Origin of the sequence: Marivirga harenae, assembly GCF_030534335.1 — a bacterium.
Classification (GTDB): Bacteria; Bacteroidota; Bacteroidia; order Cytophagales; family Cyclobacteriaceae; genus Marivirga; species Marivirga harenae.
The window spans coordinates 2008836-2035254 of sequence record NZ_CP130565.1; the positions used below are offsets into that span (position 1 = coordinate 2008836).

Annotated in this window: 25 protein-coding genes; 15 read left to right on the forward strand and 10 right to left on the reverse strand. The window is 34.9% G+C overall.

Annotated elements, in window-relative coordinates:
• Nucleotides 1-27: 27 nt before the first annotated feature.
• Together Q3Y49_RS08610 and Q3Y49_RS08615 are read left to right on the forward strand one after the other, a co-directional pair.
• Entirely contained in the window at nucleotides 28-306 is a 279-nt protein-coding gene (locus Q3Y49_RS08610) for a 2TM domain-containing protein (RefSeq protein WP_303271904.1), read from the forward strand.
• Between the two features lie 63 nt (nucleotides 307-369).
• Entirely contained in the window at nucleotides 370-2292 is a 1923-nt protein-coding gene (locus tag Q3Y49_RS08615; RefSeq protein WP_303271905.1) for an ATP-binding protein, read from the forward strand.
• A 1-nt stretch (nucleotide 2293) separates the two neighbouring features.
• Here the strand turns inward: Q3Y49_RS08615 and Q3Y49_RS08620 are convergent, their stop codons facing one another.
• The 4 genes from Q3Y49_RS08620 to Q3Y49_RS08635 form a co-directional block, all read right to left on the reverse strand.
• Entirely contained in the window at nucleotides 2294-3640 is a 1347-nt protein-coding gene (locus Q3Y49_RS08620) for an OprD family outer membrane porin (RefSeq protein ID WP_303271906.1), read from the reverse strand.
• A 71-nt stretch (nucleotides 3641-3711) separates the two neighbouring features.
• Nucleotides 3712-5127 carry an MBL fold metallo-hydrolase gene (locus tag Q3Y49_RS08625; RefSeq protein WP_303271907.1) on the reverse strand — a complete coding sequence of 472 codons (1416 nt, stop codon included), beginning with the start codon at nucleotides 5125-5127 and terminating at the stop codon, nucleotides 3712-3714.
• A 121-nt stretch (nucleotides 5128-5248) separates the two neighbouring features.
• Nucleotides 5249-5878, reverse strand: coding sequence for a Crp/Fnr family transcriptional regulator (locus tag Q3Y49_RS08630; RefSeq protein ID WP_303271908.1), 630 nt, complete (start codon nucleotides 5876-5878; stop codon nucleotides 5249-5251).
• Nucleotides 5879-6184 carry an ArsR/SmtB family transcription factor gene (locus tag Q3Y49_RS08635; protein WP_303271909.1) on the reverse strand — a complete coding sequence of 102 codons (306 nt, stop codon included), beginning with the start codon at nucleotides 6182-6184 and terminating at the stop codon, nucleotides 5879-5881.
• 70 nt (nucleotides 6185-6254) lie between these two features.
• Between Q3Y49_RS08635 and Q3Y49_RS08640 the strand changes: the two genes are divergently transcribed.
• Together Q3Y49_RS08640 and Q3Y49_RS08645 are read left to right on the forward strand one after the other, a co-directional pair.
• Nucleotides 6255-8480, forward strand: a complete 2226-nt coding sequence (locus Q3Y49_RS08640) for a heavy metal translocating P-type ATPase (protein WP_303271910.1) — start codon at nucleotides 6255-6257, stop codon at nucleotides 8478-8480.
• A gap of 119 nt (nucleotides 8481-8599) precedes the next feature.
• Entirely contained in the window at nucleotides 8600-9766 is a 1167-nt protein-coding gene (locus Q3Y49_RS08645; RefSeq protein WP_303271911.1) for a hypothetical protein, read from the forward strand.
• Here Q3Y49_RS08645 and Q3Y49_RS08650 read toward each other — a convergent pair.
• Genes Q3Y49_RS08650 through Q3Y49_RS08660 form a run of 3 tightly spaced genes read right to left on the reverse strand, consistent with a single transcriptional unit; the run spans nucleotide 9758 to nucleotide 13275 of the window.
• Nucleotides 9758-9982 (reverse strand): DUF2905 domain-containing protein, encoded by a 225-nt coding sequence (locus Q3Y49_RS08650; protein ID WP_303271912.1) that lies wholly within the window; start codon nucleotides 9980-9982, stop codon nucleotides 9758-9760. The genes Q3Y49_RS08645 and Q3Y49_RS08650 overlap by 9 nt on opposite strands.
• Entirely contained in the window at nucleotides 9975-10916 is a 942-nt protein-coding gene (locus Q3Y49_RS08655; protein WP_303271913.1) for a DUF4249 domain-containing protein, read from the reverse strand. Before Q3Y49_RS08655 ends, Q3Y49_RS08650 begins: the two co-directional genes overlap by 8 nt.
• The gene (locus Q3Y49_RS08660; protein WP_303271914.1) at nucleotides 10906-13275 is read right to left on the reverse strand and encodes a TonB-dependent receptor; all 2370 of its coding nucleotides are present in this window, start codon (nucleotides 13273-13275) and stop codon (nucleotides 10906-10908) included. Before Q3Y49_RS08660 ends, Q3Y49_RS08655 begins: the two co-directional genes overlap by 11 nt.
• Nucleotides 13276-13435: 160 nt before the next feature.
• Here Q3Y49_RS08660 and Q3Y49_RS08665 point away from each other — a divergent pair, with 160 nt between their 5' ends.
• From Q3Y49_RS08665 to Q3Y49_RS08675, 3 genes are all read left to right on the forward strand, one after another.
• Nucleotides 13436-14059: a CatA-like O-acetyltransferase gene (locus Q3Y49_RS08665; protein WP_303271915.1), complete on the forward strand. Its 624-nt coding sequence runs from the start codon at nucleotides 13436-13438 to the stop codon at nucleotides 14057-14059.
• Between the two features lie 49 nt (nucleotides 14060-14108).
• A complete protein-coding gene (locus Q3Y49_RS08670; protein ID WP_303271916.1) occupies nucleotides 14109-14642 on the forward strand; it encodes a hypothetical protein in 534 nt (177 codons plus the stop codon).
• A 385-nt stretch (nucleotides 14643-15027) separates the two neighbouring features.
• Entirely contained in the window at nucleotides 15028-15576 is a 549-nt protein-coding gene (locus tag Q3Y49_RS08675; RefSeq protein ID WP_303271917.1) for a hypothetical protein, read from the forward strand.
• 57 nt (nucleotides 15577-15633) lie between these two features.
• On the opposite strand, the gene Q3Y49_RS08680 is transcribed toward Q3Y49_RS08675, so the two are convergent.
• The gene (locus Q3Y49_RS08680) at nucleotides 15634-16374 is read right to left on the reverse strand and encodes an RNA methyltransferase (RefSeq protein ID WP_303271918.1); all 741 of its coding nucleotides are present in this window, start codon (nucleotides 16372-16374) and stop codon (nucleotides 15634-15636) included.
• 20 nt (nucleotides 16375-16394) lie between these two features.
• Here Q3Y49_RS08680 and tamL point away from each other — a divergent pair, with 20 nt between their 5' ends.
• Nucleotides 16395-18821, forward strand: coding sequence for a translocation and assembly module lipoprotein TamL (gene tamL / locus Q3Y49_RS08685; protein ID WP_303271919.1), 2427 nt, complete (start codon nucleotides 16395-16397; stop codon nucleotides 18819-18821).
• Here tamL and Q3Y49_RS08690 read toward each other — a convergent pair.
• Complete coding sequence (locus Q3Y49_RS08690; RefSeq protein ID WP_303271920.1) at nucleotides 18809-19087, reverse strand: hypothetical protein; 279 nt, start codon at nucleotides 19085-19087, stop codon at nucleotides 18809-18811. The two genes, tamL and Q3Y49_RS08690, sit on opposite strands and share 13 nt — an antisense overlap.
• A gap of 92 nt (nucleotides 19088-19179) precedes the next feature.
• Entirely contained in the window at nucleotides 19180-19662 is a 483-nt protein-coding gene (locus Q3Y49_RS08695) for a DUF4199 domain-containing protein (protein ID WP_303271921.1), read from the reverse strand.
• 274 nt (nucleotides 19663-19936) lie between these two features.
• Here Q3Y49_RS08695 and cmk point away from each other — a divergent pair, with 274 nt between their 5' ends.
• The 7 genes from cmk to nqrE all read left to right on the forward strand — a co-directional run bounded on the left by cmk (nucleotide 19937) and on the right by nqrE (nucleotide 26334).
• Complete coding sequence (cmk, locus tag Q3Y49_RS08700; protein WP_303271922.1) at nucleotides 19937-20626, forward strand: (d)CMP kinase; 690 nt, start codon at nucleotides 19937-19939, stop codon at nucleotides 20624-20626.
• On the forward strand, nucleotides 20616-21533 hold the full coding sequence (locus tag Q3Y49_RS08705) for a 4-hydroxy-3-methylbut-2-enyl diphosphate reductase (protein WP_303271923.1): 918 nt from the start codon (nucleotides 20616-20618) through the stop codon (nucleotides 21531-21533). The genes cmk and Q3Y49_RS08705 overlap by 11 nt, the downstream gene beginning before the upstream one ends.
• Nucleotides 21534-21653: 120 nt before the next feature.
• Nucleotides 21654-23018, forward strand: a complete 1365-nt coding sequence (locus Q3Y49_RS08710) for a Na(+)-translocating NADH-quinone reductase subunit A (protein ID WP_303272097.1) — start codon at nucleotides 21654-21656, stop codon at nucleotides 23016-23018.
• A gap of 53 nt (nucleotides 23019-23071) precedes the next feature.
• A complete protein-coding gene (locus Q3Y49_RS08715; protein ID WP_303271924.1) occupies nucleotides 23072-24265 on the forward strand; it encodes an NADH:ubiquinone reductase (Na(+)-transporting) subunit B in 1194 nt (397 codons plus the stop codon).
• The gene (gene nqrC, locus Q3Y49_RS08720; RefSeq protein WP_303271925.1) at nucleotides 24252-24998 is read left to right on the forward strand and encodes an NADH:ubiquinone reductase (Na(+)-transporting) subunit C; all 747 of its coding nucleotides are present in this window, start codon (nucleotides 24252-24254) and stop codon (nucleotides 24996-24998) included. The genes Q3Y49_RS08715 and nqrC overlap by 14 nt, the downstream gene beginning before the upstream one ends.
• A gap of 18 nt (nucleotides 24999-25016) precedes the next feature.
• Nucleotides 25017-25703, forward strand: coding sequence for an NADH:ubiquinone reductase (Na(+)-transporting) subunit D (locus Q3Y49_RS08725; RefSeq protein WP_303271926.1), 687 nt, complete (start codon nucleotides 25017-25019; stop codon nucleotides 25701-25703).
• Between the two features lie 19 nt (nucleotides 25704-25722).
• Nucleotides 25723-26334: an NADH:ubiquinone reductase (Na(+)-transporting) subunit E gene (nqrE, locus tag Q3Y49_RS08730; RefSeq protein WP_303271927.1), complete on the forward strand. Its 612-nt coding sequence runs from the start codon at nucleotides 25723-25725 to the stop codon at nucleotides 26332-26334.
• Nucleotides 26335-26419 lie beyond the last annotated feature (85 nt).

Below are 26419 nucleotides of genomic sequence, written 5' to 3' on the forward strand. Positions count from 1 at the left end.
AAATGAAAAATTATTTAAATTAAACATATGGAAAATAGAGACGAAGAATTATGGAAATTAGCTGAGGCCAGAGTTGGTTTTAAACGTCATTTATCAACTTACCTTTCAGTAAATGTATTAGTGTGGTTGTTGTGGTATTTTACTGGCAGTTATGGTGCTAATTATGGTGACTTTTTTCTTCCATGGCCTGCTTGGATGACTTTTGGTTGGGGAATAGGAATTACATTACATTTTCTTGGCGTGTATGTAAATAATTCATATTACTCTGTTGATCGGGAGTATGAAAAATTAAAAAATAAAAAATAGTATAAATACCTATTGAATTTAATCACAATAGTTTAATTTGTAATTCTAATCTCTTGAGATGTTGTGATTTTATTATTAAACCTACTCCTACTAAATTTTAATCTAATTTTTGAGCAAGAGGTCAAAAATTACCATGACTTCATTGAAAAAGGTGATTCATGTTTTGCGGCCGAAAATTATCAGTGTGCAATTCAGTTTTATTCTAGCTTTGATGCTGATTCAGTAAAGTTTGATTCTGAGGAAGAAAGATTAAAGTATCATTTAAGTTTTTCAGATGCATTATACATTACAGGGGAATATCCGGTCGCATTGAAGAATTTCGAGCTTTTGAAATCAATAGCTCTTGAAAACCAAGATCAGTTCTATCAAGGTAAGGCACAGATCGGGATTGCACACTCTCTATGGCGAATGACAGATAATGTAAGATCAATTGAAGAAATATTAGAAGGCATTCAGATTTTTGAAAAGCTACAGGATACATCACATTTAATTGCAGCATCTAATATTTTAGCTGGTATTTTTGTGAGTATTAAAAAATATGATGACGCTCGAGCCACGTATGAGAAAATGTTAGAATATGCGATTCAATCAAATGATTCCATATACATTGCATCGAATTTTGAGTATTTGGGAATAGTAGATTGCTTTCAGGGTAAATACAGGGATGCAATTACTAATTATGAAAAGTCATTAGCGATTAATGAAAAGGGAGATAATACATTCAGATTATCAATTACTCTTGGGAATCTTGCCGAACCTAAAATGGAACTCGGACAATATCAAGAAGCGTTACAACTCCTCTACAGGGCAGTGAAGATCCAGGAAAAACATCAATATAAATCTGTATTGATTTACACTTATTATACTTTAGGTCAAATTCATACCCTTACGCAATCTTATGATAGTGGGCTGTATTATTATAATAAATCTTTGTTGATGATGGAGGAAACCTCAGAGACGCGTGAAAAAGAAAAGGTCTATAAATTAACAGCTGAAAATTATGCGGCTCAGGGATCTTATAAGAAGGCATATAAATATCATCAATTACATAGTGCCGAAAAGGATTCATTGATTGTGTCAGAGAGAACACGTCAATTAGAAGAAATAAATGCACGCTATGAAGTGGAAAGGAAAAATAGGGAAAATGAGGACTTGATATCTCAAAATACTAAGAAACAAAAAGAACTTACGGCTCAGAAAGACTTAATTCAATTACAGTACACTATCGGTATCTTGATCATTATTTTTCTTGTCATATCCTTGTTTTTGGCTATTCGATTATATAAGGCAAGTCAAACCCTTATCACTGCAAATAATAGTAAAGATAAATTATTTGGAATAATTGCTCATGATTTAAAAGGTCCAATTGGAAATATTGGAGCTATGATAAACCTACTGCAAATTGAAACTGACGAAAATAGAAAATCTAAGTATTTTAAGTATTTAACTCAGTCGATACAAAATATTTCAGTGCTTACTAATCAGTTATTGTCATGGACCTTTAGTAAGAAAGGTGATTTTGTTTTTAATATTAAACAAATTGCAGTACGAACTATTTTTGAAAGAACAATTGAGGTTTTTGATTATCAATTAGCAGAGAAAGATATAAAAGTTGTAAATGAAATTGATGAAGATTTCGCTGTGCTGGCAGATGAAAATGCTTTGTTGACCATATTTAGAAATCTAATTTCTAATGCAATTAAATTTACAAGGAAAGGCGGGGAGATTGATTTAGAAGCCAATAAGGCAGGTAATTTTATTGAAATCAGAATTTCTGATAGTGGAGTAGGAATGAGTCAAACTGCAATTCAAAAAGTATTAGAAGGGAAACATGTAGTAAGTAGTACAGGAACTGCAAATGAGCATGGAAGTGGACTAGGCTTTTCGATTGTAATTGAGTTTGTTAAAAAAATGAATGGTAAAATTGATATTCATAGTGACGGGAAGTCAGGTACTTCGGTTATTTTGAAATTAAGGAAGGCATAAGTCAAAATTGATAATTTACCATGAATTGAGTATGAAGAATTGACTCAAATAAAAAGGAATCTTCTTCAAAGCCGTCTGTAATAAAATAGGTATTCAGAAATCTCAACTTTAGTGCTTTCCAATTACCTTTGAAATGGGTTTGAATATCTAAACTTAATTGTGTCATTGAATTTTTAACCTTAGACTGCTCGAATAAACTATGCACAGCATAGAGTCCGAGATTCAGTGATTTCCAGTTATTAAAAGGCTGAACATCTAATTTTATCGCTCGACTATTAACTTCCTCCAGACCAATAATCCTGTGTCGGCTAATAAATGTATAAAAAGGCTCTGCTCCCCATTCTGACGGAAATTTCATTGCGTAGTCAGATATATTAGTAGTCTGATTGTAGGACAATTGCCATTTATCCTCCATCCATTTGATCTGACCAGATATTTTGTGAGTTTTGTGATGCTTTTCTACATAGTGATTTTCATTAATGGCGGTTTGATAATAGTACTGAAGTCCAAGCTTGATTTTGCTTTCTTGATACTCTATTTGATTAAATGTTATAAAGCTAATGTTTTCAATGAGATATTGCCAGGAATGGAAACTGAGTTTTTCAGTTGGAATATAATGACCACCTGCAATGGCTATTCCCTTCGTATTTAAGTCGTGATGACTTGAATCTGGGTTTAGCAAGTGCTCATAAAGGTTTATACTTTCATTAATTTTAATCCATTCGGTAGTAGATCTGGGTGAAACTTTATTGAAGAAACCTCCATTGATCTCAAATCGGTGGCCTTCATTCCAGTCCAACCAGATTCCTTGAAATGCCGAAGGCTTCATCCTGGAATCTTGAGGGTTAACTAAGGGTGTATTCAAAAGCATCTTTCCTAGTTTAACATAAGAGTCTTTATAGCGATATTTGATGAAAAGCTCCTCCAGTCGATCCAAATCATGTTTGTTTTTTGGATCTTCTAAATCAAATAATTGCCTTTCCCATCTTGGTGCATATGGGTTTTGATCTGAACCACTTAAATCAGTGGATAAAACATTGTAAGTATAGATTCCACCAATTCCCATTTGGAGTCCATGCCAATAGGCACTGTGGTAATAGATTCTTCCACCTAAACCAGAAGCACCACTGAAATTTTGGCTAGCTGGTCTGTAGGTTTGAATAGTATTGGAGCGAAATAAACCGCTTACATGTCCTTTCTTAAACCATTCATGAAAACTGTGGGCTTCATTGGGGTTGAATGAACCATGCTTGACAGAGTCTATGGATTCGAATTGTTGATCGTGGTTTTGAGCTGTTATAGCATAAGGCAACAGCAATAAGAATATTATATATGAATATGTTTTCATATAAAAGAATTAAAAAAGAGGCTCGCATAAACTAAGAGAGCCTCCTTTTGCTAGTTAATTTAAAATTGAATTTACTTCAAAGTAGTGGGACAAACATAATCTGTTTTAGGAATATCTGTTTCGCTAATAGCTTTAAAACCACCAGCAATATCTACTAAATTATGAACACCTCTTGATTTCATGATAGATGCAGCAATCACTGAACGATATCCACCTGCACAATGCACATGATAAGTTTGATCTTTATCTAACTCATCGAAGTTATCATTGATATAATCTAAAGGAAAATTTTGTGCATCCTCCACGTGTTCAGATTGAAATTCAGACGGTTTTCTAACATCTAGAACTGTCAAATCTGATGATTTTAATTCTGATGCAAATTCTGTAGCAGGAATAGATTTAACACTATCAGTATCTTTTCCTGCTGATCTCCAAGCATTTACTCCACCCTTTAGATATCCTAATGTATTATCGTACCCCACTCTTGATAGACGGGTCACTATTTCTTCTTCTCGACCTTCTTCTGCAATGAATACAATAGGTTGCTGCAAATCAGGGATTAAAGCACCAACCCAAGGGGCAAAACTTCCGTCAATACCAATGAAAATGGAATTGGGTATATGTTCTTTTACAAATTCATTTTGATGACGAGTATCCAACACTAAAGCACCTTCATGATTCGCCATTGCTTCAAATGTTTCAACATCCAATCCCACATTTCCTTTTTCTAAGATCTTATCCAAACCAGAAGTATCAGCTGCTTTGTTCATGGCCACGTTTTGAGCAAAGTACTGTGGTGGAGGTAATAATCCGTCAGTTACTTCGGCAATAAACTCCTGTTTAGTCATATCTGCTCTTAAGGCATAATTCGTTTGCTTTTGATTACCTAACAGATCCGTAGTCTCCTTACTCATGTTTTTACCACAGGCAGAACCCGCTCCATGCGCAGGATATACAACTACGTCATCTGGCAATGTCATAATCTTATTTCTTAAGCTGTCGAACAGCATTCCTGCTAGGTCATCTTGAGTAATTTTACCCGCTTTTTGTGCTAAGTCCGGTCTTCCTACATCTCCTATAAACAAAGTATCACCACTGAAAATGGCTTTTTCTTTTCCTTCTTTGTCAATTAATAGGAAGGTAGAACTTTCTAATGTATGACCAGGAGTATGTAAAACCTTTATTTTTATGTCACCTATCTGGAAGAGCTCTCCATCTGTCGCCTCATGCATATCGAAGTCAGTTTTAGCTCCAGGACCATAAACAATTGTTGCCCCAGTTTTATTGGCTAAATCCACATGTCCTGAAACAAAATCAGCATGGAAGTGAGTTTCGAAAATATACTTAATTTTAGCGCCATCTTTATCTGCTTTTTCGATATAGGGAGCAGATTCCCTTAATGGATCAATTATAGCAGCCTCACCATTGCTCTCAATATAATAGGCGCCCTGTGCCAAACATCCTGTATAAATTTGTTCTATTTTCATAATTCTAAATTCTTTTCATTTTTTAACTTACCACAAATATACGGCAGTGTCCAAAGGTGGATTGTAACATGAGTTACTGACTTATAATAACTGCTCTAATTTGCCATCCTGAAAACAAGTTTTAAAGTATTTCAATATAATTTCTTCTTTGCTCAATCTTATCTTCCTTTTCCAACTTCTTTAATAGTCTAGAAACTACAACTCGGGAGGTGTTCAATTCATTTGCAATTTGCTGATGAGTTTTCTTAATTTCAAATGATCCGCTTGCAATTTTCTTATCTAAAAGATAATTGTAAAGTCTTTCATCTAATTTCATGAAAACCATACTGTCGATCGTCTGTAGTAATTCATCAAACCTTGTTTGGTAAGAATTGAAGACGAACCGTCTAAAGCTCCGATATTTTGTTATCCAATTGTCCAAATTGGAAACCGGCATCATCCATAGTTCGGAATCTTCTTCGGCCACTACGTGGAATGAACTTCTTTTTCCTTCTAAGCAACAAGTGATGGACATGGCGCATGTTTCCCCTCCCTCTAAATAGTATAAAAAGACTTCATTGCCATTGTCATCGTTTCGCATTACTCTTAGTAAACCCGACATCACTAAAGGCATTTCCTGTGCTTCATCATCTGGCGTGATGACGGTTTGACCTGTCTTAGCTTTCTTCAATCGACCGGATTTTAAGATTTCATCCTTTAACTCTGGTTCGAATGGCGTTCTTTCTAATACTTCTTTTATTTTATCATTCATTTATTTACAACAGTTTTCAATACAATTCATTAAATTCTCAATCTCTTTTTTGGCAGAAGAGTAGTAAATTTTTCTCCCTTCTCTTCTTGAACTCAAAACTCCAGCCTCTTTTAAAGCGGCCAAATGATGTGATAACAATGACTGTTCACAGTTCTCCAGCTCTTCACAAATTTCATTCACTGTCATTTCTCCTGTTTTTAATAGTAGCTGTACAATCCTCAATCTATTGTGATTGGCTACAGCTTTCAATATTTTAGCCATTTTGGCTAATTTTTCATCAGACTTTTGAACTTCCATGACTTTCATATCGTAATATATGAAAAATTGTTTATGTATTTTTTTAAAGATTTTTAAGTTCGTTAAGAAAAAGATTTAAATGACAGAAAAAGCTGAAGCCCAAATAATCAAAAAAACATTTCCAATAACTGGCATGAGCTGTGCGGCCTGTGCTTCCAGTGTGGGGTCTACACTTAAAAGTACTAAAGGTGTTCAAGATGCAGATGTGAATTTTGCAACTCATACAGCTTGGGCTACTTTCAATCCTGATGAAGTTTCATTGGCAGATTTAAAATCTGCACTGCAAGGAGTAGGCTATGATGCCATTATGGAGGAAGACAATGTAGCCGAAAAGCAGGAAGAAGCTCAAATAGCTCAATTTCTGGAAGTCAAAAGAAGCCTAATAGGATCCGCAATTCTCTCAATTCCGGTTTTTATTTTTGGTATGTTTTTCATGAGCTGGGAAATAGGCCAATATATTTCTTTACCATTATCAGCAGTAGTTCTTTTTTATTTTGGGGGTCATTTTTTCAAAGGTGCGTGGAAGCAAGCCCAACATGGCAAAGCTAATATGGATACTTTGGTGGCACTTAGTACTGGAATTGCATTTGCACTGAGTATTTTCAATACGTTTTATCCTGAATTTTGGCTTCAAAGGGGATTAGAGGCACATGTTTACTATGAAGCAGCTGTTGTCATCATTACTTTTATTTCTTTAGGAAAATATTTAGAAGAAAAAGCAAAGACTAATACTTCTTCGGCTTTGAAGAAACTGATTGGGCTGCAGCCGAAAACACTTATTGTTTTGATTAATGGAAGTGAGGAGGAAATACCCATCGGATCTGTAAAAGTAGGCTATGAAATTTTGGTAAAGCCTGGTGATAAAATTCCTGTTGACGGTACAGTTGAGAGTGGTGATTCTTATGTGAATGAAAGCATGATTACAGGTGAACCGGTTCCTGCGCAAAAATTAGCTGGAGCAAAGGTTTTTGCGGGTACAATTAATCAAAAAGGAAGCTTTACTTTCAAAGCTGAGAAAGTTGGAGGAGATACTTTATTGGCTTCTATCATTGAAAGAGTAAAAGAAGCCCAAGGAAGTAAAGCCCCAGTTCAGAAATTGGTTGATAAAATTGCTGGTATTTTTGTACCTACTGTAATCGGAATAGCTATTCTAACCTTTGTTTTGTGGCAAATCTTTGGTGGAGAAAATTCCTTGACTCAAGGAATGCTATCTGCAATTACGGTGCTTGTAATTGCTTGTCCATGTGCGCTTGGCTTAGCAACTCCAACGGCTATTATGGTTGGTGTTGGAAAAGGAGCGGAAAATAATATGTTGATTCGAGATGCTGAGAGTTTGGAAAAAGCCTATCAGACAAATGCGATTATTTTGGATAAAACAGGAACGATTACAGAAGGCCAGCCTTCGGTGGTAAATGAAAAGTGGTTTTCTGAAGAAACTTCTTTGAAATCAATTTTATTTCATATTGAATCTAAAAGCGAGCACCCCTTGGCTGAGGCGGTTTTAAAACAATTAAAATCTGCTGAACTTTCAAAAATAAGTATTCAATCCTTTGAAAGTATTTCAGGTAGAGGCGTAAAAGCAAAATACGATGATCAAAATTATTTTGTAGGAAATTTTGCATGGATGCAAGAGCAAAACTTAAAAACCAGCGATGAAGTTTTGATTACTGCTGATGAATGGGAATCGAAAGGTCAAACCGTCATTTATTTTGCTGATGAAAAGCAAATATTGGCCATTATAGGTATAGCCGATAAAATCAAAGAAAATGCAAAATTAAGTATTGAGCAATTGCAAAATAGAGGCATGGAAGTTTATATGCTCACCGGGGATGCCGAAAAAACTGCACAAGCTGTAGCTAATGTTGTTGGAATAAAAAACGTAAAAGCCCACTTAATGCCTTCCGATAAATCTGACTTTGTAAAGGAATTGCAGGCTAAGGGAAAAGTAGTAGCCATGGTGGGTGATGGTATAAATGATTCTGAAGCTCTAGCTCAAGCAGATGTGAGTATCGCCATGGGCAAAGGTTCGGATATAGCCATTGACGTGGCTAAAATGACTTTAATAGGTTCGGATTTAGAAAATTTACCTAAAGCATTTCATCTATCTCAATTAACAATAAGAGGGATCAAGCAAAATTTATTTTGGGCTTTCATCTACAATATTATTGGAATTCCACTGGCTGCTGGTTTGTTATATCCATTCACCGGTTTCTTATTAAATCCAATGATCGCAGGGGCGGCCATGGCATTCAGTTCGGTCTCTGTAGTGTTGAATAGTTTGAGATTGAAAGGTATGAAACTTTAAGTTGTGAGAGTGATCAAATTAAGTTCTGAATATCAGTAATTTAAATTGGAAATAATGCTTACAATCGTTGTTAAATTGAATATTATCCCTATATTTACTTAACATCAATTATTTGAGCTATGAGGGTCTTATCGATATTTTTAGGTGTTTTTTTTATTAGTTACCATTCAATAATAGCCCAAGATCGAATAGTTTTCGATGACCGTGCAAACATAGTTAATTCTCAAGTTGAATATTTACTTTCTGAAAAGTTCAAGCAGAGTGATATATCGCTAAGCACTACAGTTGATATCAAAGAAAAATGCAATTATTATTTTGCTAAGATTTATAAAAATGGAAATCGAATAATCACAGAACTTTCAAATTGTGATGGTGAGCTTTTAGGATCGAAGTCTAATGGTGAAAATTTAGCATCTAGTACAGATGAAGAAAAAGCAATTGTTATCTATTATGCGGTATTAGATATTATTGAAAACCCAACGCAGCCCTCTCAGGAGTTATCAGAAAGTAATGAGGCAGGTAATGAAAATATAAATTCTGAGCACGATTCAAGATACTTTTTTGCCCCAACATCTTTCGGATTGAAGGAAAGAGAACTATACTACAATTCGATTTATTTTCTTTTACATGATATTCAATATGGCCTCTCAGATAATTTGTCAATAGGAATGGGAACTACCTTGTTTGGTTTTCCAGTGTATTTCACTGCCAAACTTTCTATTCCCCTTCAAGAAAAACATAGCGTAGCAATAGGCGATATGATGATTTTAGGTACCTATGGCACTAATTTTTTCGGAAATCTTGCGTTTGTAACCTACAGCTATGGCGATAGTCACAATAATTTGACAATTGGGGCAGGATATCTCACTGTAAACAATAATGATTTTACAGAAGCTAGTAGTGATTCCTTTGTAGGTAATTTTTCCGGTATAGTTCGAGGTGGACCATTTTTCTACTTTCTTACTGAGAATTATATTTTTAATGTTAGTAGTAGAGAGTATGTCTACCGAGAAACTATGCTCCCAAATGGCGATTACAGCTATGAAGAAGGAGAATATGATTTAAAAAGAACTTTATGGTATGGATTAACAGGGATTCGTTTTGTCAGGAAGAATAAGGAATTGGTAAGTTGGCAAATTGGTTTGACTCACGTTTTGGTTGCTCCTGGTGATATTCCTTCTCCGTATGATTCGCCTTCTTGGGATCCATATGGTTATAGAAACGAAAGAACCAGAATGATAGCTTTTCCTACCTTGTCCTATACTCGAAAATTTAAATTAGAATAAATTTCTAAATAATCGGATTAAAAGAGAGACCACCAAACTGGCCAATAGCATGGTGGTTATAGGAAAGTAAAGGCTGAAATTTTCTCTTTCTATTCTTATATCACCAGGCAATTTTCCAATCCATTGAAGCTTGTCCTGAAAGAAATAAATCATAATTCCAGCTAAAATTATCAAAGCACCAATTATTATTAGATATTTCCCTAATGAGTTATTCATTGATTTCTACATCTCCAAGTTCTTCTATTGCTATTTCAACAACAGTAGAAGTGGCTAAAATTCCATAACCATTTTTAACATTAGTGAATATTTGGGTGGGTTCTGTAAATGGGTCAGGATATCGATTGTTTTCCACACTTTTTAAGTATAAGTATAAGGATTTACTGATTTTATGCATCTCTACCTTGTATTGAAAAATAGCATTGTAATGGCCGTTGACATAAATATCTTTTCTTAAATCATGGGAATTAAACCTAACAGTATATTCTTGTCCGTTAAATAGCTCGTCTTTTAGAACTTGTATGCTTCCAGTTCCATCTAAATATAATTCTTCGGTTTGTAAATCAGTGGCTTCTACGTATTCATAATATTCATTGTAGGTCGTATCCTCCTCGGGTTGGTCGGTATTCCATTCAGTGCTGATCGCTTTTAACCGGAAAAGGTAAAAATCTTCTGTGGAAGCATTATCATTGATAGTGATGTTTACTTCAGATCGTTTTTCACCTCCAAATTGGCTGTTTCTTTCAATTGAGTTGAATTCAAATTCGTAATCTTCATCCGTGATTTTACTTGCAGATTTCTCCGTAGCTGAAATTTCCTCAAATCCTTCTACTCTTGCAATGATTTTATATTCTGTATCAGGCTTAATTTTAATGTTTTTGTTTTGATAATATCCTGATTGAAAATATTCTAAGTATGCGATTTCCTGATCGTTTTCAAAAATAATGACCTCTGCATTATCGATATGGTCAGTTCCTCTTTTATCAAATATAAAGGTGGAACGATTGATTTCAACAAGTGGATGTCTATCAGTCTTTAGCCATGCATTCAATACCAACTTTGAATCGTTTTCATCAATCTTTAATTCAACTTCTTTTTCACAGGCAAGCAAAAGAGAAGCTGACAGGATAATTAGCTTAAGATTATTTTTCATTTGGTCTGAATTTAAAGTTGTAAGTAAAGGATGGTATTAATTGAAACAAGCTGATTTGGCTAAAAGATGTTTCCCCTATGCTGTTGTTGGATGTGGTGATGTAGAAGGGATTTTGCCTATTGTAAAGGTTATAAACGCTTATAGTCCAGCTTGAGCTTCCCCAGTCCTTTTCTTTGTGTCGTGTTATCCCGACATCCGCCCTGTGATATGCCGGCATTCTGTAAGCATTACGGTCACTATATTGATAAACATCGGAATATCCGTAATAACCCTCATTTTCTGATCTTGGATTCTCAGAAAGCTCTGATATTTTTGCTATTGGTAATGTTATTGAATTACCTGTTCCATATACCCATGTACCACTAATTTCCCATTTTTCGTTGAGCCTATAATTTGTGACTACACTTATATCGTGTCGCCTATCATATTTATAAGGGAATACTCGTCCAAAATTCAATTCATCAAATTGGCGATTATTGTAAGATAGAGTATAGCCGATCCAACCATTGAACTTACCTTCTTTTTTCCTAAATAAGAATTCAGCACCGTAACTCCAGCCGTCTCCAACTGCTACTTTATCTTCCCAGCTTTCTTCCAAATTCAGAAAGTTGGAACCCTCTTTATATTCAATCAGGTTGTTCATGTTTTTATAGTAGCCTTCAATTGACAAGTCATATTTCCCATCAGCAATTAAAGAGGACATTCCAATGGCAGTTTGCTGTGCAAATTGTGGTTTGATTTTATCTGTAACGGGCACCCATAAATCTGTCGGTAATCCAATTCCCGAATTGGTCAACAAATGAAGAAACTGAGCCATTTCAGCATAAGAAGCTTTAAATGATAATTTATTGCTCACTAAATATCTTGCACTAATTCTGGGTTGGAAAGACGGGTAAAATTCTTCCCTTACTCGAAATGCTGAAGCATGTAGACCCGCATTTACTTTTAGCTTTTCAAAGGGTTCAAATTCATCTTCTATATAAACTGAAAACTCATTACCGTAAATTGGTTTCGTATCGGGTTGGTCAAAGTCTGCCTCAAAGTCTGCTTCAAAATTGAAAGCCTCGGGCTGGAAAATATGGTAAATGTAATTGGCACCAAATTTCAAGGAATGCCCGTTATTTAGATAATAATCAAAATCTAATTTTAAACCGTAATCCTGAATCCCTGAATTATATGATGCATAAAAATTTTCCTCAGTTTCATCATCAGCTGTGGCATAGCGTGAATAGCTTTCATTAAATAAGCTGAAGTTATATTGACTGTAGGTGGCAGTTGTATTTAAAAACAATTGATTTGAAAATAGATGGTTCCATCGGCCAGCAGTCGTGAAATTACCCCATTGAATTCCTGCTTCATCTTTATACTCATTGATGGAACCGCCATCATCATATTCGTATTCATCTCTGGCGTAGAATTTATCTTTGCCTGTATATGCACTAAGGTAAATACGGTCTTTGTCAGAGAATTTATAATTGGCCTTGGCATTAAAATCATGAAAGAAATATCCTAAATCTGCACCATCGGCATTTGCTCTTATTAAGGGTCTTGCTAAAATATCAATATAGGTTCTTCTACCAGAAAGGATAATTGAACCTTTATCTTTCTTGATGGGGCCTTCAACTGATAATCTAGATGAGATTAAGCCGATTCCACCTTCTGCTTGCCAGTTTTTCATATTGCCATCTTTCATATTGATGTCGATTACCGATGAAAGCCTACCTCCGTACCTTGCAGGAAACCCACCTTTTATCACTTCTACATTACTGATCGCATCAGCATTGAAAACAGAAAAAAATCCAAATAAATGAGAGGCATTATAAACGGGAACGCCATCGAGCAGAATCAAGTTTTGGTCAGGTCCACCACCTCGAACATAAATGCCACTGCTTCCTTCCGAACCACTTTGAACACCAGGCATAAGCTGTATAGTTTTGAGAACATCTACCTCTCCTAATAATGCCGGAATGGCTTTAATGTCTTGAGCACTAATTTTCATACTGCTCATCTTAGTGAGTTCTAAATCTGGTCGGGTACCTTTGACCACCACCTCAGACAATTCATCAGAGAGTTCCAATTCAAAATTGATATTGGTATCCCCTTCTAATTTTATAGATTTTCTGATGGTTTGGTAGCCTACATAAGAAACTTCCAAAGTGGCAGTATCTCCACCTATGTTTAAGCTATAGAAGCCGTAAGTATTGCTGGCAGTTCCTTGTTTAGTGGCAGGTTGCCAAATATTGGCACCAATTAAATTTTCACCGGTTCGCGCATCTTTTATATAGCCGCTTATTCTGATTTGCGCAAGGGTAAGTTGACTAAAAACAAATAAAGTTATTAGCAATAGTAATTGTTTCATCAAATTTGGATTGGGTTGATAGTTCTATTTTTGGATACAAACGTAAGTCAAAGGATGGTATTATGAAAATAAATAATATAATTTTCCAGCATCTTATAAAATGTGTGTTTTTAAAAGTAAATTTGATTTTAACTCTGATTAAGATAAACTCTATTCATTAGTGAATAAACTCAATTTTAAGAAACATCCACGCAAAGACCATTTTAATTTTTTTAATGCATTTGACGAACCATTTTATGGTGTAAACATTAATTTGGAATGCACGGATGCTTATAGTTACTGCAAAAGGGATGGGATATCATTTTACCATTATTATTTGCATAAGATACTAACGGCAGTAAATGCAATCCCCGAAATGCGCTATAGGCTAATTGAACAAGAAGTATATGATGTGGAGACGGTTCATGCTTCTGCCACCGTTTTGAGAGATGATAAAACTTTTGGGTATTCCAGGATGATTTTTGATGAAGATTTGAAGGTCTTTTCACTTAATGTTAAAGCCGAAATTGATAGAATAAAAGCTGAGTCTGGTTTAGATGTGATGAAAGGAATGGTGGATGTTATTCATTTTACGGCTATTCCTTGGATCAAATTTACTTCCATTTCGCATGCCCGTCATTTTGCTGTAGAAGATAGCATGCCTAAAATTTCAACTGGAAAAATTTATAAGGAACATAGCAAAATATTTATGCCGTTTTCAGTCCACGTCAACCATGCATTGGTGGATGGCTATCATTTAGGGTGTTTTATTGAAAAATTGGAAAGTTTATTTAATCGAACGTGATTTTTCATATAATAAACTGTATTTTTGTTATATAGAAATTATTTAGAATATGATAAAGTTCAAAAGATTTTTCACCTTTTCACTAGCAATTATAGGGTTGTCTAGTTTAACTGCGATTTCCTGCGAAGATACTGATGATTTATTAAATGTTGATGTGCCCACTGATATAAAGCGTTCATTTGATATTACGACCACTGAGGCAAAAGACACCTCATTTACAGAAACTGTAAATCCAAGTGGAGAGGAAATTGATGAATATAAGGACAGGATAATAAATATTTCTGCTAATAAATTAATTATTGATGTTACGGATAATGGCTCAGAAGGGAATATTGGATCTGGAGAGATTATCTTAATTTCTGAATATGGCGATTTCTCGTTTTTGACGATAGATGACATTAATGATCTAGATGGAACACAAATTGATTTGAATGCTGATATACAAGATGCAATTGCGAGAAGCTTGGAAGCTTTTGAACCTTTTGACATTCAATTAGAATTGACATCCGATGGAGCTATTAGTTATACTGTTGGAATTACAATAGAAGGGGTAATGACTGTTTCTGCAGTATCATCAAATTAACAGTGTCAAGAAATAGTATGTCTCTTAGCTTTTTTTTATTTAATAGGTTTTTTACTTTTTTATTCTATAAACCTTATAATATAAAAATAACCGAAGCTTGTACAAGATTCAATGCTACTGTCTAACCAATCATGGAATTAAATTAAATTGATTTTTTAAATTGCTCAATCAAGAGCTTTTCTTCTTTTATGGACTTGGGTTTATGCATATTCATACTATTATATCCGTCCATTTTAGCAGCCTTTTCAGTATCTGATTGGCTCAAGTCAACCTTTTCTCCTAGTTTTGAGTGGTGTTTATCGAAAAAATAGAATATTTGATTGGGGTTAATTCAATTATCTAATATTAAACTGTACTTTTGAACTTTTAAATAAAACTAAAAAAGATGAAAAATATTAAAAAAGTATTGTTGTATGCATTTACCTTTGTAGGGATGTTTAGCCTCATGGCTATTTCTTGTGAAGATTTATCAGAGGAAGTTACTGTAGATGTTCCAACTGATTTAACAAAAACTTTTCGAGTATCAAGTACAGAAACTGGTACTTTTGAAATTATAGAACAAGTTGATTTGGCATCTGATGAGATTGCTGAAAGACGTGAGCAGATGAAGGATTTCACAGTTGAGTCTTTTAACTTTGCAGTAGTTGATAACTTAGAAGGAGGCAGTGGTATTCCTACTAATGTAGAGCTTTTGTTCTATGCAGGGGAGAATAGAGTAGGAACTGGAACGGGGGTTCTTAGTGGTTCAACATTTGAAGAACAATTAAACAGCCTTAGTGCTGAGTATGTTACTGCTTTGAAACAAGCAGTTGAGCAATATGTACTTGATGATGGTACCTTGCTAGAAATTACTCTTGAAGGATATGCAGAGGTTCCAATGGATTATACCGTTACTTTTACTATGGAAGCCACTATTGAAGCTGGCGTTCAATAAAAATTTGTAAATTATTGTTTAAAACCTGTTTTCAAGCTGAGAGCAGGTTTTTTATGCCTACTGATTTCTAAAAACATTATCACAAATTATAGCAGTAGCCATTGCGGCATTCAATGATTCAGCTTTTCCAATTCTTGGAATGGTGATCTTATCTGCAATAAATGAAATAAGTTCTGAATCAATTCCGTGTGATTCATTCCCAATTATCAGAAGTCCATTTGTGTCAAAATTAACTTGATGTACATTTTTTCCTTCCAATAAAGCACCATAAATCTTTCTACTACTATTTTCAGCTAAGAATTCTTTCAAATCTCTTCGATACAAATAAGTCCTGAAAATGGAACCCATGGAAGCGCTAATCACTTTTGGGTTGTAAAATTCCGCTGTGGTTGCGGAGCAAATAATGTTTTTGATGCCGTACCAATCTGCTAATCTGATAATAGTGCCTAAATTTCCTGGGTCTCTTATGTCATCTAATACTAAATCAAAGCCCTTGGATTTGTATGTTGGAGGCATTTGATCATGTGCCACCACTAGTGCATCAGTATTGCTTTGAAATGTTCCTAAACCTCTTAATTCTTTTTCTTTTATAATAATTGGTTCGACCTTTGCATTATTGAGTTCTAGTTGAAACTTTTTCAAAAAAGCTTCTGTAACAATTAAATCTTTTATTTTACAGGAAGAATTTAATAATTCAAGGGTATTTTTGGCTCCTTCAACTATAAATAGCCCTTCTTTCTGCCGGAATTTCTTTAATTGAAGAGATTTGATGAACTTTGTATGAGTCTTAGTAAGCATTTATTTCGATAGCACTGAAATTGAATATAAAATTAATAAAATCCTTTCTGCTGAGCAGTATCATTTTTTTCACTTCTTGTGTGGGCACAAGCTATTTGAAAAATGATGAGAAACTTCTCTTTAAACAGAAAATTAAAGGTAATGAAAATATTTCTTCCGATCGACTGGAAAATTTATACAATCAGAAAGCAAACAGTCGAATTCTATTATTGCCTATTTCACCTTATGTAGCCTTATACGAAACTGGACTGCAGTATTATGACCCCGAAGAAATCCAAGTAGAAAAAGAAGTTGTGCTAGAGGAATTGCAGGGGAAGATCACCGAAGCGCGAGAAGCTGAGAAATTCAATAAAGCCACTCGATTAGAAAGAAAATTAAATAAAAAGAACGATAAGTTTTCAACGCTTTTAGAAGATGGTAATCTTTTTATGAGGTGGGGAGAGCCTTTGGCAATTTTTGATTCTTCGGCTACTAAGCAAACGAAAAATCAAATTCAACTTTTCTTGGAATCTAAAGGCTTTTTTGATGCAGAAGTTGGCTATGAAGTGAAATATAAGGGAATAAAAAATAAGAGAGCAAATGTAACTTATAATATAGCTGAAAGAGAATCCTATATTATAGATACTATTATTTATAATACCGGAGGTAATAAAGTAATGATGAGTGTTTTGGTAGGTGGGAAAAGAAATAGTTTGATAAAAGCTGGTGACATTTACGACCAAAGTAAATTGACCGCGGAAAGGGAGAGAATAGAAAACATTATGAAAAATAATGGATATTATACTTTTTCTAGACAATTTGTGGAGTACAACGTTTATCGCGACCCAGACACCACTAATTTAGCATTAGAAATAATCATTAATAAACCTCAAGATGCTAAAAATCATAAGCGATACAAATTAGATAAAGTCAATTTCACTACTGACGTAAACACGCAAGTAGGTGGAGCTAATAGGACTGAAGAAAAGGTCAATTCTATCAATTATTTTTACTATGATTATTCTTATCGAAAGAAGATTCTTGATCAGAGAGTCTTCATTAGGCCAAATGAATTTTATAGCCTAGAAAAGACACTTAATACGCAGCGCCAATTAGCCAATTTAGATATGTTCCGCTTTGTGAATATTAAGTACGATACAGCGGGAGGCGACTTTGTAGCTAACATATTTACAAGTCCTTTAGATAAATTTCAGTTGAGCAATGAAATTGGAGTCAATGTTAACGTGACCTTTGGATTGCCTGGGCCTTTTTATAATGTTTCCTTAAAGAACAGAAACCCTTTTAAAGGAGCAGAAGTTATGGAGCTATCAGGGAGATTAGGGTTTGAAGGAGTAGCCAATATTTCAGATCAGACCGATGTGACTACTGCCACTGAAGCTAGGGCAAATTTGTCATTTACATTTCCTCATTTTTTATTTCCTCTTGGGACTCAGCTCAAGTCTAGATTTGCTTTATTGAATCCTAAGACCAAAACTGGTTTAGGTTTCAATTTCACAGATAGACCAGAGTATGTAAGAAGCAATTTAAATGGATCATTTGGTTATTCTTGGCAAAATAAAATGCGATGGATTTTTGATTTGACTGTATCTGATATAAATCTTATAGAGTCAGATTTACAAGAGGAATTTATTAGGGCTTTAGAAGAGCAAACTACTTTTGGCAGACAGCTAAGTAGGTCGTTTTTGCCTTCATTTGTTTCAAGCAGCTCAATTACTATTTCCAAAAATTTCAATAACTATGGCCAAGCCCAAAGTAGAGCTAGTTTTATTAAATTCTTTGGTGAAACCGGGGGTAATTTATTGAATATTAATGCTATCGGAGAGCAAGTTAATCAATCATCATTGGAGTATTTCCAGTTTATTAAAGCTTCCTTAGATTATAGGACCTATATACCTTATGGAAAGAAAAGTACGTTTGCCTACCGCTTTAATGTGGGTTTTGCGAAACCCTATGGAGAGTTTTCACAAGATGTTTTACCTTATGAGAAATATTATTTTGCTGGGGGTAGTAACAGTATTCGGGCTTGGGCACCTAGGAGGTTGGGGCCGGGAAGTTTTGTTGATACAGATGATGAAGGGAATTTTTTATATAACATCGAGCGACCAGGAGAAATAATTTTCGAAACCAGTGTAGAAGTAAGAAGAAACTTGATCAACTTTTTGGATGGTGCTTTCTTTATTGATGCAGGAAATGTATGGTCTTTTTCAGATAATGATGAGCCTGGTAGTGATTTTCAATGGGATAGGTTTTATAACGAAATAGCAATTGGAACAGGAGTAGGATTACGAGTCGATTTTTCGTTCCTAATATTACGATTTGATTTTGCTTTCAAATTGTACGATCCTGCAAGAGATTCGGGAGACAGGTGGACCATAAGCGAATGGAACTTGGGGACAAGGTCAAATTACGGGCCAGCACTCAACATTGGAATTGGTTACCCCTTTTGATTGTTCTTTTTCCGAAAGATGTTTTTAATATCTTCGAAAGATTCTTCAAAGCTATTCGCTAAGTCTTTAAAGACCTCTTTATTGTCTTCTGTAAATCGATCAAAATCCTTTTCAAGTGATTCCTTATTTCTTTTCAGTTCTTGCAATCGCTCTTTTAATTCCAGTTTATCTGAAATATTACTTTGGCTAATCTCTGAAAACAGACTATCAATTTTTTTTCCCGCTTTGCTGAAAAATTCTTCAGCCTTACCTTTTTTGTATTCCATAGTACTTGATTTTCAAATCGTACTTAAAGTTAATAAATTATATGATTGAATTTGAAAATCATATTTACTAAAATCTTAAAAGGGAGATAATTTCACTTGCTTTCTTTACTGTTTTTTTGCTCTTTTAAAAACCATTCAGGTGTTCTTTTTTTATACCATTGCATAATGCCAAAGCTGAGAAAAAAACCTGATCCAGCACCTTCCATTATGATAATAAATGAAATAAGAAAGGCATTAAGGTAATTGCCGAATGGCTCAACTTCTTTTATTTCCTGCAAAAATTCGGGGTTTGATAGTAAGTATATGAAAATGAAAATAGCAAATGCCAATGATGAACTGACAGCTGTCAACATACCAGTGCCAATCCCTTTAAAATAGTCGAAGTTCTCGTTCTTTTTTTTAATTGATTTGATGGAGAAGAAAACCCCAGCTCCCATGATGATGATGTTTAAAGCGCGAAGCTCTAAATTATGTTCTAACCCAATAGCATTCATAATCAAAAAATAAGCTGTAAGTCCAATGAAAACCAGTATCCCACCTAAAAGTCCGTTGTATTCAATTGAATCTTTTCTCATAGTTTTATATTTTTTTGTTTATATACAACACGTGATATTTTCAATTGTTGTTATTATTTATATTTCATCTAATATTCCATTAAATTCCTTCCGTATCTTGTATATTTGCGTTAGGAATTTCAATGAAACGAATAGATGCTTAGAAAAGCGATAGTATTAAAGATCTTCACTTTATTGATAATTGGTTTACTTTTGTCTGCCTGTGCCAACAATGGAGGACGTAAATCAATGCCTAAAAAGAAACCATTGCCTTGTCCAGTAAAAGATTGTTAAAATGCGCAAAATAGTAATAGCCATAGATGGATTTTCAGCTTGCGGGAAAAGCAGTACTGCCAAGGAAGTGGCAAGTCAGCTAGGGTATAGTTACATTGACTCAGGTGCTATGTACAGAGCAGTGACTTTGTATTTTCATCAGAACTACGTGAACATTGATAATTCAAAGGAAATAGTAAAAGCGATTGAAGAAATCAAGATTTCATTTCAATTTAATGAACGAAGAGCTTCTAGTGAAACTTATTTGAATGGGTTAAACGTTGAGGAGGAGATAAGGAAAATGTATATCTCAAATAAAGTTAGCGAGGTGAGTGCCATACCTGAAGTAAGAAGAAATATGGTCAGCCAGCAGCGAAAATTGGGGAAGAAAAAAGGAGTAGTGATGGATGGCAGAGATATTGGTTCCAATGTTTTTCCAGATGCGGAATTAAAAATCTTTATGAAAGCTGACTTGGCCGTTAGGGCTGAAAGAAGGCAAAAAGAATTATTGGAAAAAGATCAGTTAATTCCTATCCCAGAAATAGAAGAAAACTTATTGGCACGAGATAAAATGGATTCGGAAAGAAAGGAAAATCCATTGATAGTTCCTGAGGATGCTTATATTTTAGATTCAAGCGAAATTACTTTGCCGGAGCAAGTAGAATATGTCTTGCAATTGGCGACAGAAAAAATGATTAAATATGATGGGTAATTTAAAAGTAACCATAGATCACGATTCCGGATATTGTTTTGGTGTAGAGTATGCCATACGTATGGCAGAAGATGCAATGGAAGAGGCCGGAAAATTATATTGCTTGGGTGATATAGTCCATAATGATATGGAAGTCAAAAGGCTATATGAAAAAGGGCTAAGAGTCATCAATTACGAAGATTTAAAGGATTTGCAAGACTGTAAGGTTTTAATTAGGGCACATGGCGAGCCTCCGGAAACCTACAGGATTGCAATGGAGAACAATATTGAACTTATTGATGCCAGTTGCCCTGTAGTACTAAAATTACAGAACAGAGTAAAAAATGCACACGATAAAATGTGTTCAGACAACGGACAGATTGTTATTTATGGTAAAAAAGGTCATGCGGAAGTGACTGGTTTGGATGGGCAAACCAATGGAAATGCTATCATAGTAATGGATGACTCAGATTTGGAGAAAATAGATTTTAGTAGGCCTGTAACACTGTTTAGCCAAACTACTAAAAGTACCAAGGGCTTTTATGATATCAAAAAGAAAATTGAAGATAGACTTAAAATACAACAGGCTGCAGAGGAAGGACAAGCCGCCACTCTGAATGCTAATGATAGTATTTGCAGGCAGGTTTCTAACAGAGAACCAAAATTGTTAGAGTTTTCAAAACAGCATGATGTAATACTGTTCGTAAGTGGTAAAAAGAGCTCCAACGGTAAGGCTTTATATCAGGTTTGTAAATCTCAAAATTCAAATAGTTACTTTATTGAAAGCGAAGAGGAGTTGAATCTAAGTTGGTTTGAAGGTATAGAGAGGGTAGGGATTTGCGGAGCAACTTCTACACCAATGTGGCTAATGGAAAAAGTAAAAAATTTTGTGGAAAATATTGAACACGAAAGCCTTGTAAGCTGTTAAGCAGAAAGTTTCAGTTTGATTAAATTAAGTGGAGTATTATTATATTAAAAGATTTTTTTTAGAAAAATAATTCTTAATTTTGCCTCAATTTCAAATAAGGGTTCATTGTTAAACAAAGACATGTCTCATACCATTAAACTTAAAAAAGGTTTTGATATAAACTTGGCTGGTAAAGCTGAGAACAAAGTATCAAATGCACCTAAACCAGAAACATTCGCAATTAAACCAACTGATTTCCCGGCAATCACAAGGCCCAAGTTATTAGTAGAAGAAGGTGACTCTGTTAAAGCGGGTACTCCTCTTATCTATGATAAAATGGCTCCTGATGTATTGTACTGCTCTCCCGTTAGTGGAGAAGTAGCCGAAATTAAGAGAGGGGAAAAGCGAAAGTTATTAGAATTAAGGATTTTAGCTGATAAGGAAAATGATTTTGAAGATTTTGGAAAGCATTCGAAATCGGATATTAAATCATTGGAGGTTGAAAAAGCTAAGGAGTTAATGCTTAAAAGCGGGGTTTGGCCTAATATTATTCAAAGACCATATGGTATAGTGGCAAATCCTGAAGATGCACCAAAAGCAATTTTTATATCAGCTTTTGATACTCATCCACTAGCACCAGATTATAACTTTATATACAAAGACGAAGAAGAATCTTTTGCTGCAGGTTTAGAAATCATCAAAAAATTTACTGAAGGTAAGGTTCATATTAACATTTCTGAGGATAAAGAAATGCTAAAAATGTTCAGCCAAGCTGAAGGTGTTCAAATTAATAAATTTTCTGGTAAACATCCATCTGGTAATGTAGGGGTACAGATTCACCATATCGATCCAATAAGCAAAGGAGATATTGCATGGACAGTAAAGCCATATGGAGTAATCCAAATAGGAAAACTGTTCTTAAATGGAAAGTATGATGCTTCTAAGAAAGTGGCATTGACAGGGTCAGAGGTTAAGGATCCTCAGTATTATCAAACCTACGTTGGTGCTTCAATTAAAAATATTATAAAAGATAATATTTCTGGAGATCATGTGAGATATATTTCAGGAAATCCGTTGACTGGGGAACGAATTGATGCCGAAGGTTATTTAGGGTACTATGATGAGCAGATCACTGTTGTGCCTGAAGGAGATTTTGAAGAATTATTGGGATGGATTAAACCAACCACTTCGAAATTAAGTTTTCACAGGGCGATTGGCTTATTGTCTTTCTTGAACAAAAAGAAAGAGTATGTATTAAATACCAATACAAACGGTGAAGAAAGAGCTTTCGTAATGACAGGAGAATTTGAAAAAGTTTTACCTATGGATATTCTGCCTAATTATTTGTTTAAAGCTATAATGGCAGAAGATTTTGACGAAATGGAGGCATTAGGGATCTTCGAATTGATAGAAGAAGACGTTGCCTTATGTGAATTCATTGATGTTTCCAAACATGAGCTTCAAGCCATTTTGAGAAAAGGAATCAATTTAATGATAAATGGATAAAAGGTAATTAATCCACAGGGTTAATATCAGTAAAAATAATCATACTATAAAATATGAATCCAATACAAAAATTCTTCGATAAAATTGAACCTCTTTTTGAGAAAGGGGGGAAATACGAGAAGTACTATACGTTGTACGAAGGGCACCGTACAATTCTTTTCAGACCTAAATTAGTTACAGGACAGAAAGGGGTGCAAGTACGAGATGCTAACGATTTGAAGAGAACCATGATTACGGTGGTGATTGCTATGATTCCTTGTTTACTATTTGGAATCTGGAATATCGGTCATCAGCATTTTTTAGCACTAGGCGAAACGGCCACTTTTATCCAAAAAATAGGAATTGGAGCTATTCAGGTTATTCCAATCGTAATTGTTTCTTATGCAGTAGGACTTGGGACGGAATTTGCAATTTGTGTAATACGAAACCACCCTGTAAATGAAGGCTACCTCGTTACAGGTATGTTAATTGCACTTATTATGCCACCTAGTATTCCACTTTGGCAAGTTGCATTAGCTACTGTTTTTGCTGTAATCATTGCAAAAGAAGTTTTTGGCGGAACAGGTATGAATGTGTTAAACGTTGCTTTAACAGCGAGAGCATTCTTATATTTTGCTTACCCGACTGACATTTCTGGAGAGGTTTGGACCTACTTAGGTGATGCCGCTCCAATTGATGGATATTCTGGAGCAACTGCTTTAGCTGTTGCTTATGATACTGCTTTAAATGGCACCGGTACAGTAGTTAGTTCTTTTTCTAGCTATTGGGCGGAAGGAATGTACACCTTTAAAAATATGTTTTTGGGGGCAATACCAGGGTCAATTGGTGAGACTTCTACTCTTATGGTCTTAATTGGTGCATTGATCTTGATCGCAACCGGAGTTGGTAGTTGGAAAATTATTTTCAGCGTCTTCGCAGGTGCTTGGTTGATGGGATTAGGCTTTAACGCGATCGGATATAATGCTTTTATGGATATGCCAGCGCATTATCATTTGGTAATTGGTGGTTTGGCATTTGGAGCCGTGTTTATGGCTACAGATCCTGTTTCAGCTGCTCATACGGAAACAGGGAAATGGATATACGGATTCTTGATTGGAATCTTAACAGTGATAATCAGGGTTGTAAATCCAGCTTATCCAGAAGGAATTATGCTTGCCATTCTTTTAATGAATGTGTTTGCTCCGTTAATTGATCATTATGTTGTTGAATCTAATAAAAAGAGGAGGTTAAAACGTGCGACAGTCTAATTATTATGTAATATTATTCTCCGTCATACTTACAGTAGTATTAGGCGGATTGTTGGCAGCCACTTCAGTTGGCTTGGGCCCAATTCAGCAAAAGTCAATCGAATTGGACACTAAAAAGCAAATTTTAGGTGCAGTTCTGGAAGTGACTTCAGAAATGGATGTAATTGAGACTTACGGTAAAGTGATTAAATCGGAAGTGACGGACTACGAAGGTAATGTGGTTACTGAAGATGAAGAAGGGAAAAAAATGATTGCTGAAAACGTAAGTGTTGAAAAGCAATACAAAAAAGCTCCGGAAGAAAGACTTTACCCTGTATTTAAATATTACGGTAAAGATGGTGGGGAAGAAATTGAATCTTATATCCTTCCAGTTTATGGTAGTGGCCTTTGGGATAATATTTGGGGGTACATTGCTCTAGATACTGAAGGTAAAGTGATAAAAGGTGCTGTTTTTGCACATGCAGGTGAAACTCCAGGACTAGGTGCAAGAATTACTGAGGATGCCGTACAAGCTAGATTTGAAGGGAAAGAATTATACAACGACCAAGGAGAGTTAGTGTCTGTTAAAATGTTGAAAGGAGAAAGTAATCCTGAAAGCAAATTAGATGAGCATCATGTTGATGGGATGTCTGGTGCGACAATAACAGGTAATGGTTTAAATGATATGTTAGAGAATTATTTCAAGCATTACCAGTCTTATTTTAACAAAAAAGGTGCTACTGCCACTTTATAATTTAAAGATATTAAAGTTATGAGTACAGAAACTGTAGATAAACCAGTAAAACAGGAGTCAGAAGCGTTACTTTCCAAAAGAAGAAAGAAGATTGTAACCGACCCGTTAAATGATGATAATCCGATTACCATTCAGGTTTTAGGGATTTGTTCTGCTCTTGCGGTAACTACCCAGATGAAACCAACTATGGTGATGTCAATAGCGGTAATTTTCGTTATCGTTTTTTCAAACTTGATCATCTCTTTATTAAGAAAGTTAATACCAAACCGTGTTAGAATTATTGTTCAGTTAGCTGTAATTGCAACTTTAGTAACATTGGTAAATGAAGTATTGCAGGCATTTGCTTACGATATGTACAAAGAGCTAAGTGTATTCGTGGGATTGATTATTACTAACTGTATTATTATGGGTCGTTTGGAGGCCTTTGCTCTAGGTAATAAGCCTTACGATTCAATTCTTGATGGATTGGGGAGTGGCTTAGGTTATGCATGGATCATTTTAGCTGTTGCCTTTTTTAGAGAACTGTTTGGATCTGGTGCAATATTTGGATTTGAGGTTTTTGAGGCAATCGGTTTCTCAAAAGATGGCTGGGTAGGTATGGACTATCAAGCTAATGGTATAATGGTAACTCCTGTAGGGGCCTTCTTTATACTAGGTCTCATTATTTGGGTTCAAAGAAATAAAACAGGATACGTAGAAAATTAATCGCTAAAAATTTTAGACAATGGATTTAATTAATTTAGGAATAAAATCAATTTTTATAGAGAACATGGTATTTGCCTACTTTTTGGGTATGTGTTCTTTTTTGGCGGTTTCTAAGAAGGTAAGTACTGCTTTCGGATTAGGATTAGCTGTTGTTTTCGTATTGACAATTACAGTTCCAACAAACTGGTTGTTGAGCGAATTCATATTGAATGAAGGGGCATTAACTTGGTTAAGTAAAGATCTGGCAACAGTTGACTTAAGCTTTCTAAGCTTTATCATGTACATTGCCGTTATTGCTTCAATGGTTCAATTGGTAGAAATGGTTATTGAAAAAACTTCTCCTGCCTTATACGGCTCATTAGGTATTTTCCTTCCTCTTATTGCAGTGAACTGTGCTATTCTTGGCTCTTCATTATTTATGGACCAGAGAGAATATGGCTTAGCAGAATCAGCGGTTTACGGATTTTCATCAGGAATTGGATGGTTTTTAGCTATTATAGCATTAGCAGCAATTAGAGAGAGACTGAAGTACTCTAATGTACCTGATGGCTTGAAAGGATTAGGTATAACAATGCTGATTACAGGACTGATGGGTATTGCATTTATGTCCTTCATGGGGATTTCAATATAAATTGAATACTTTTAATATAATTTAAGCCTTGATGGACTTCATCAAGGCTTTTTTCGTTATAGTACTGATTCAATAATTAAATGAT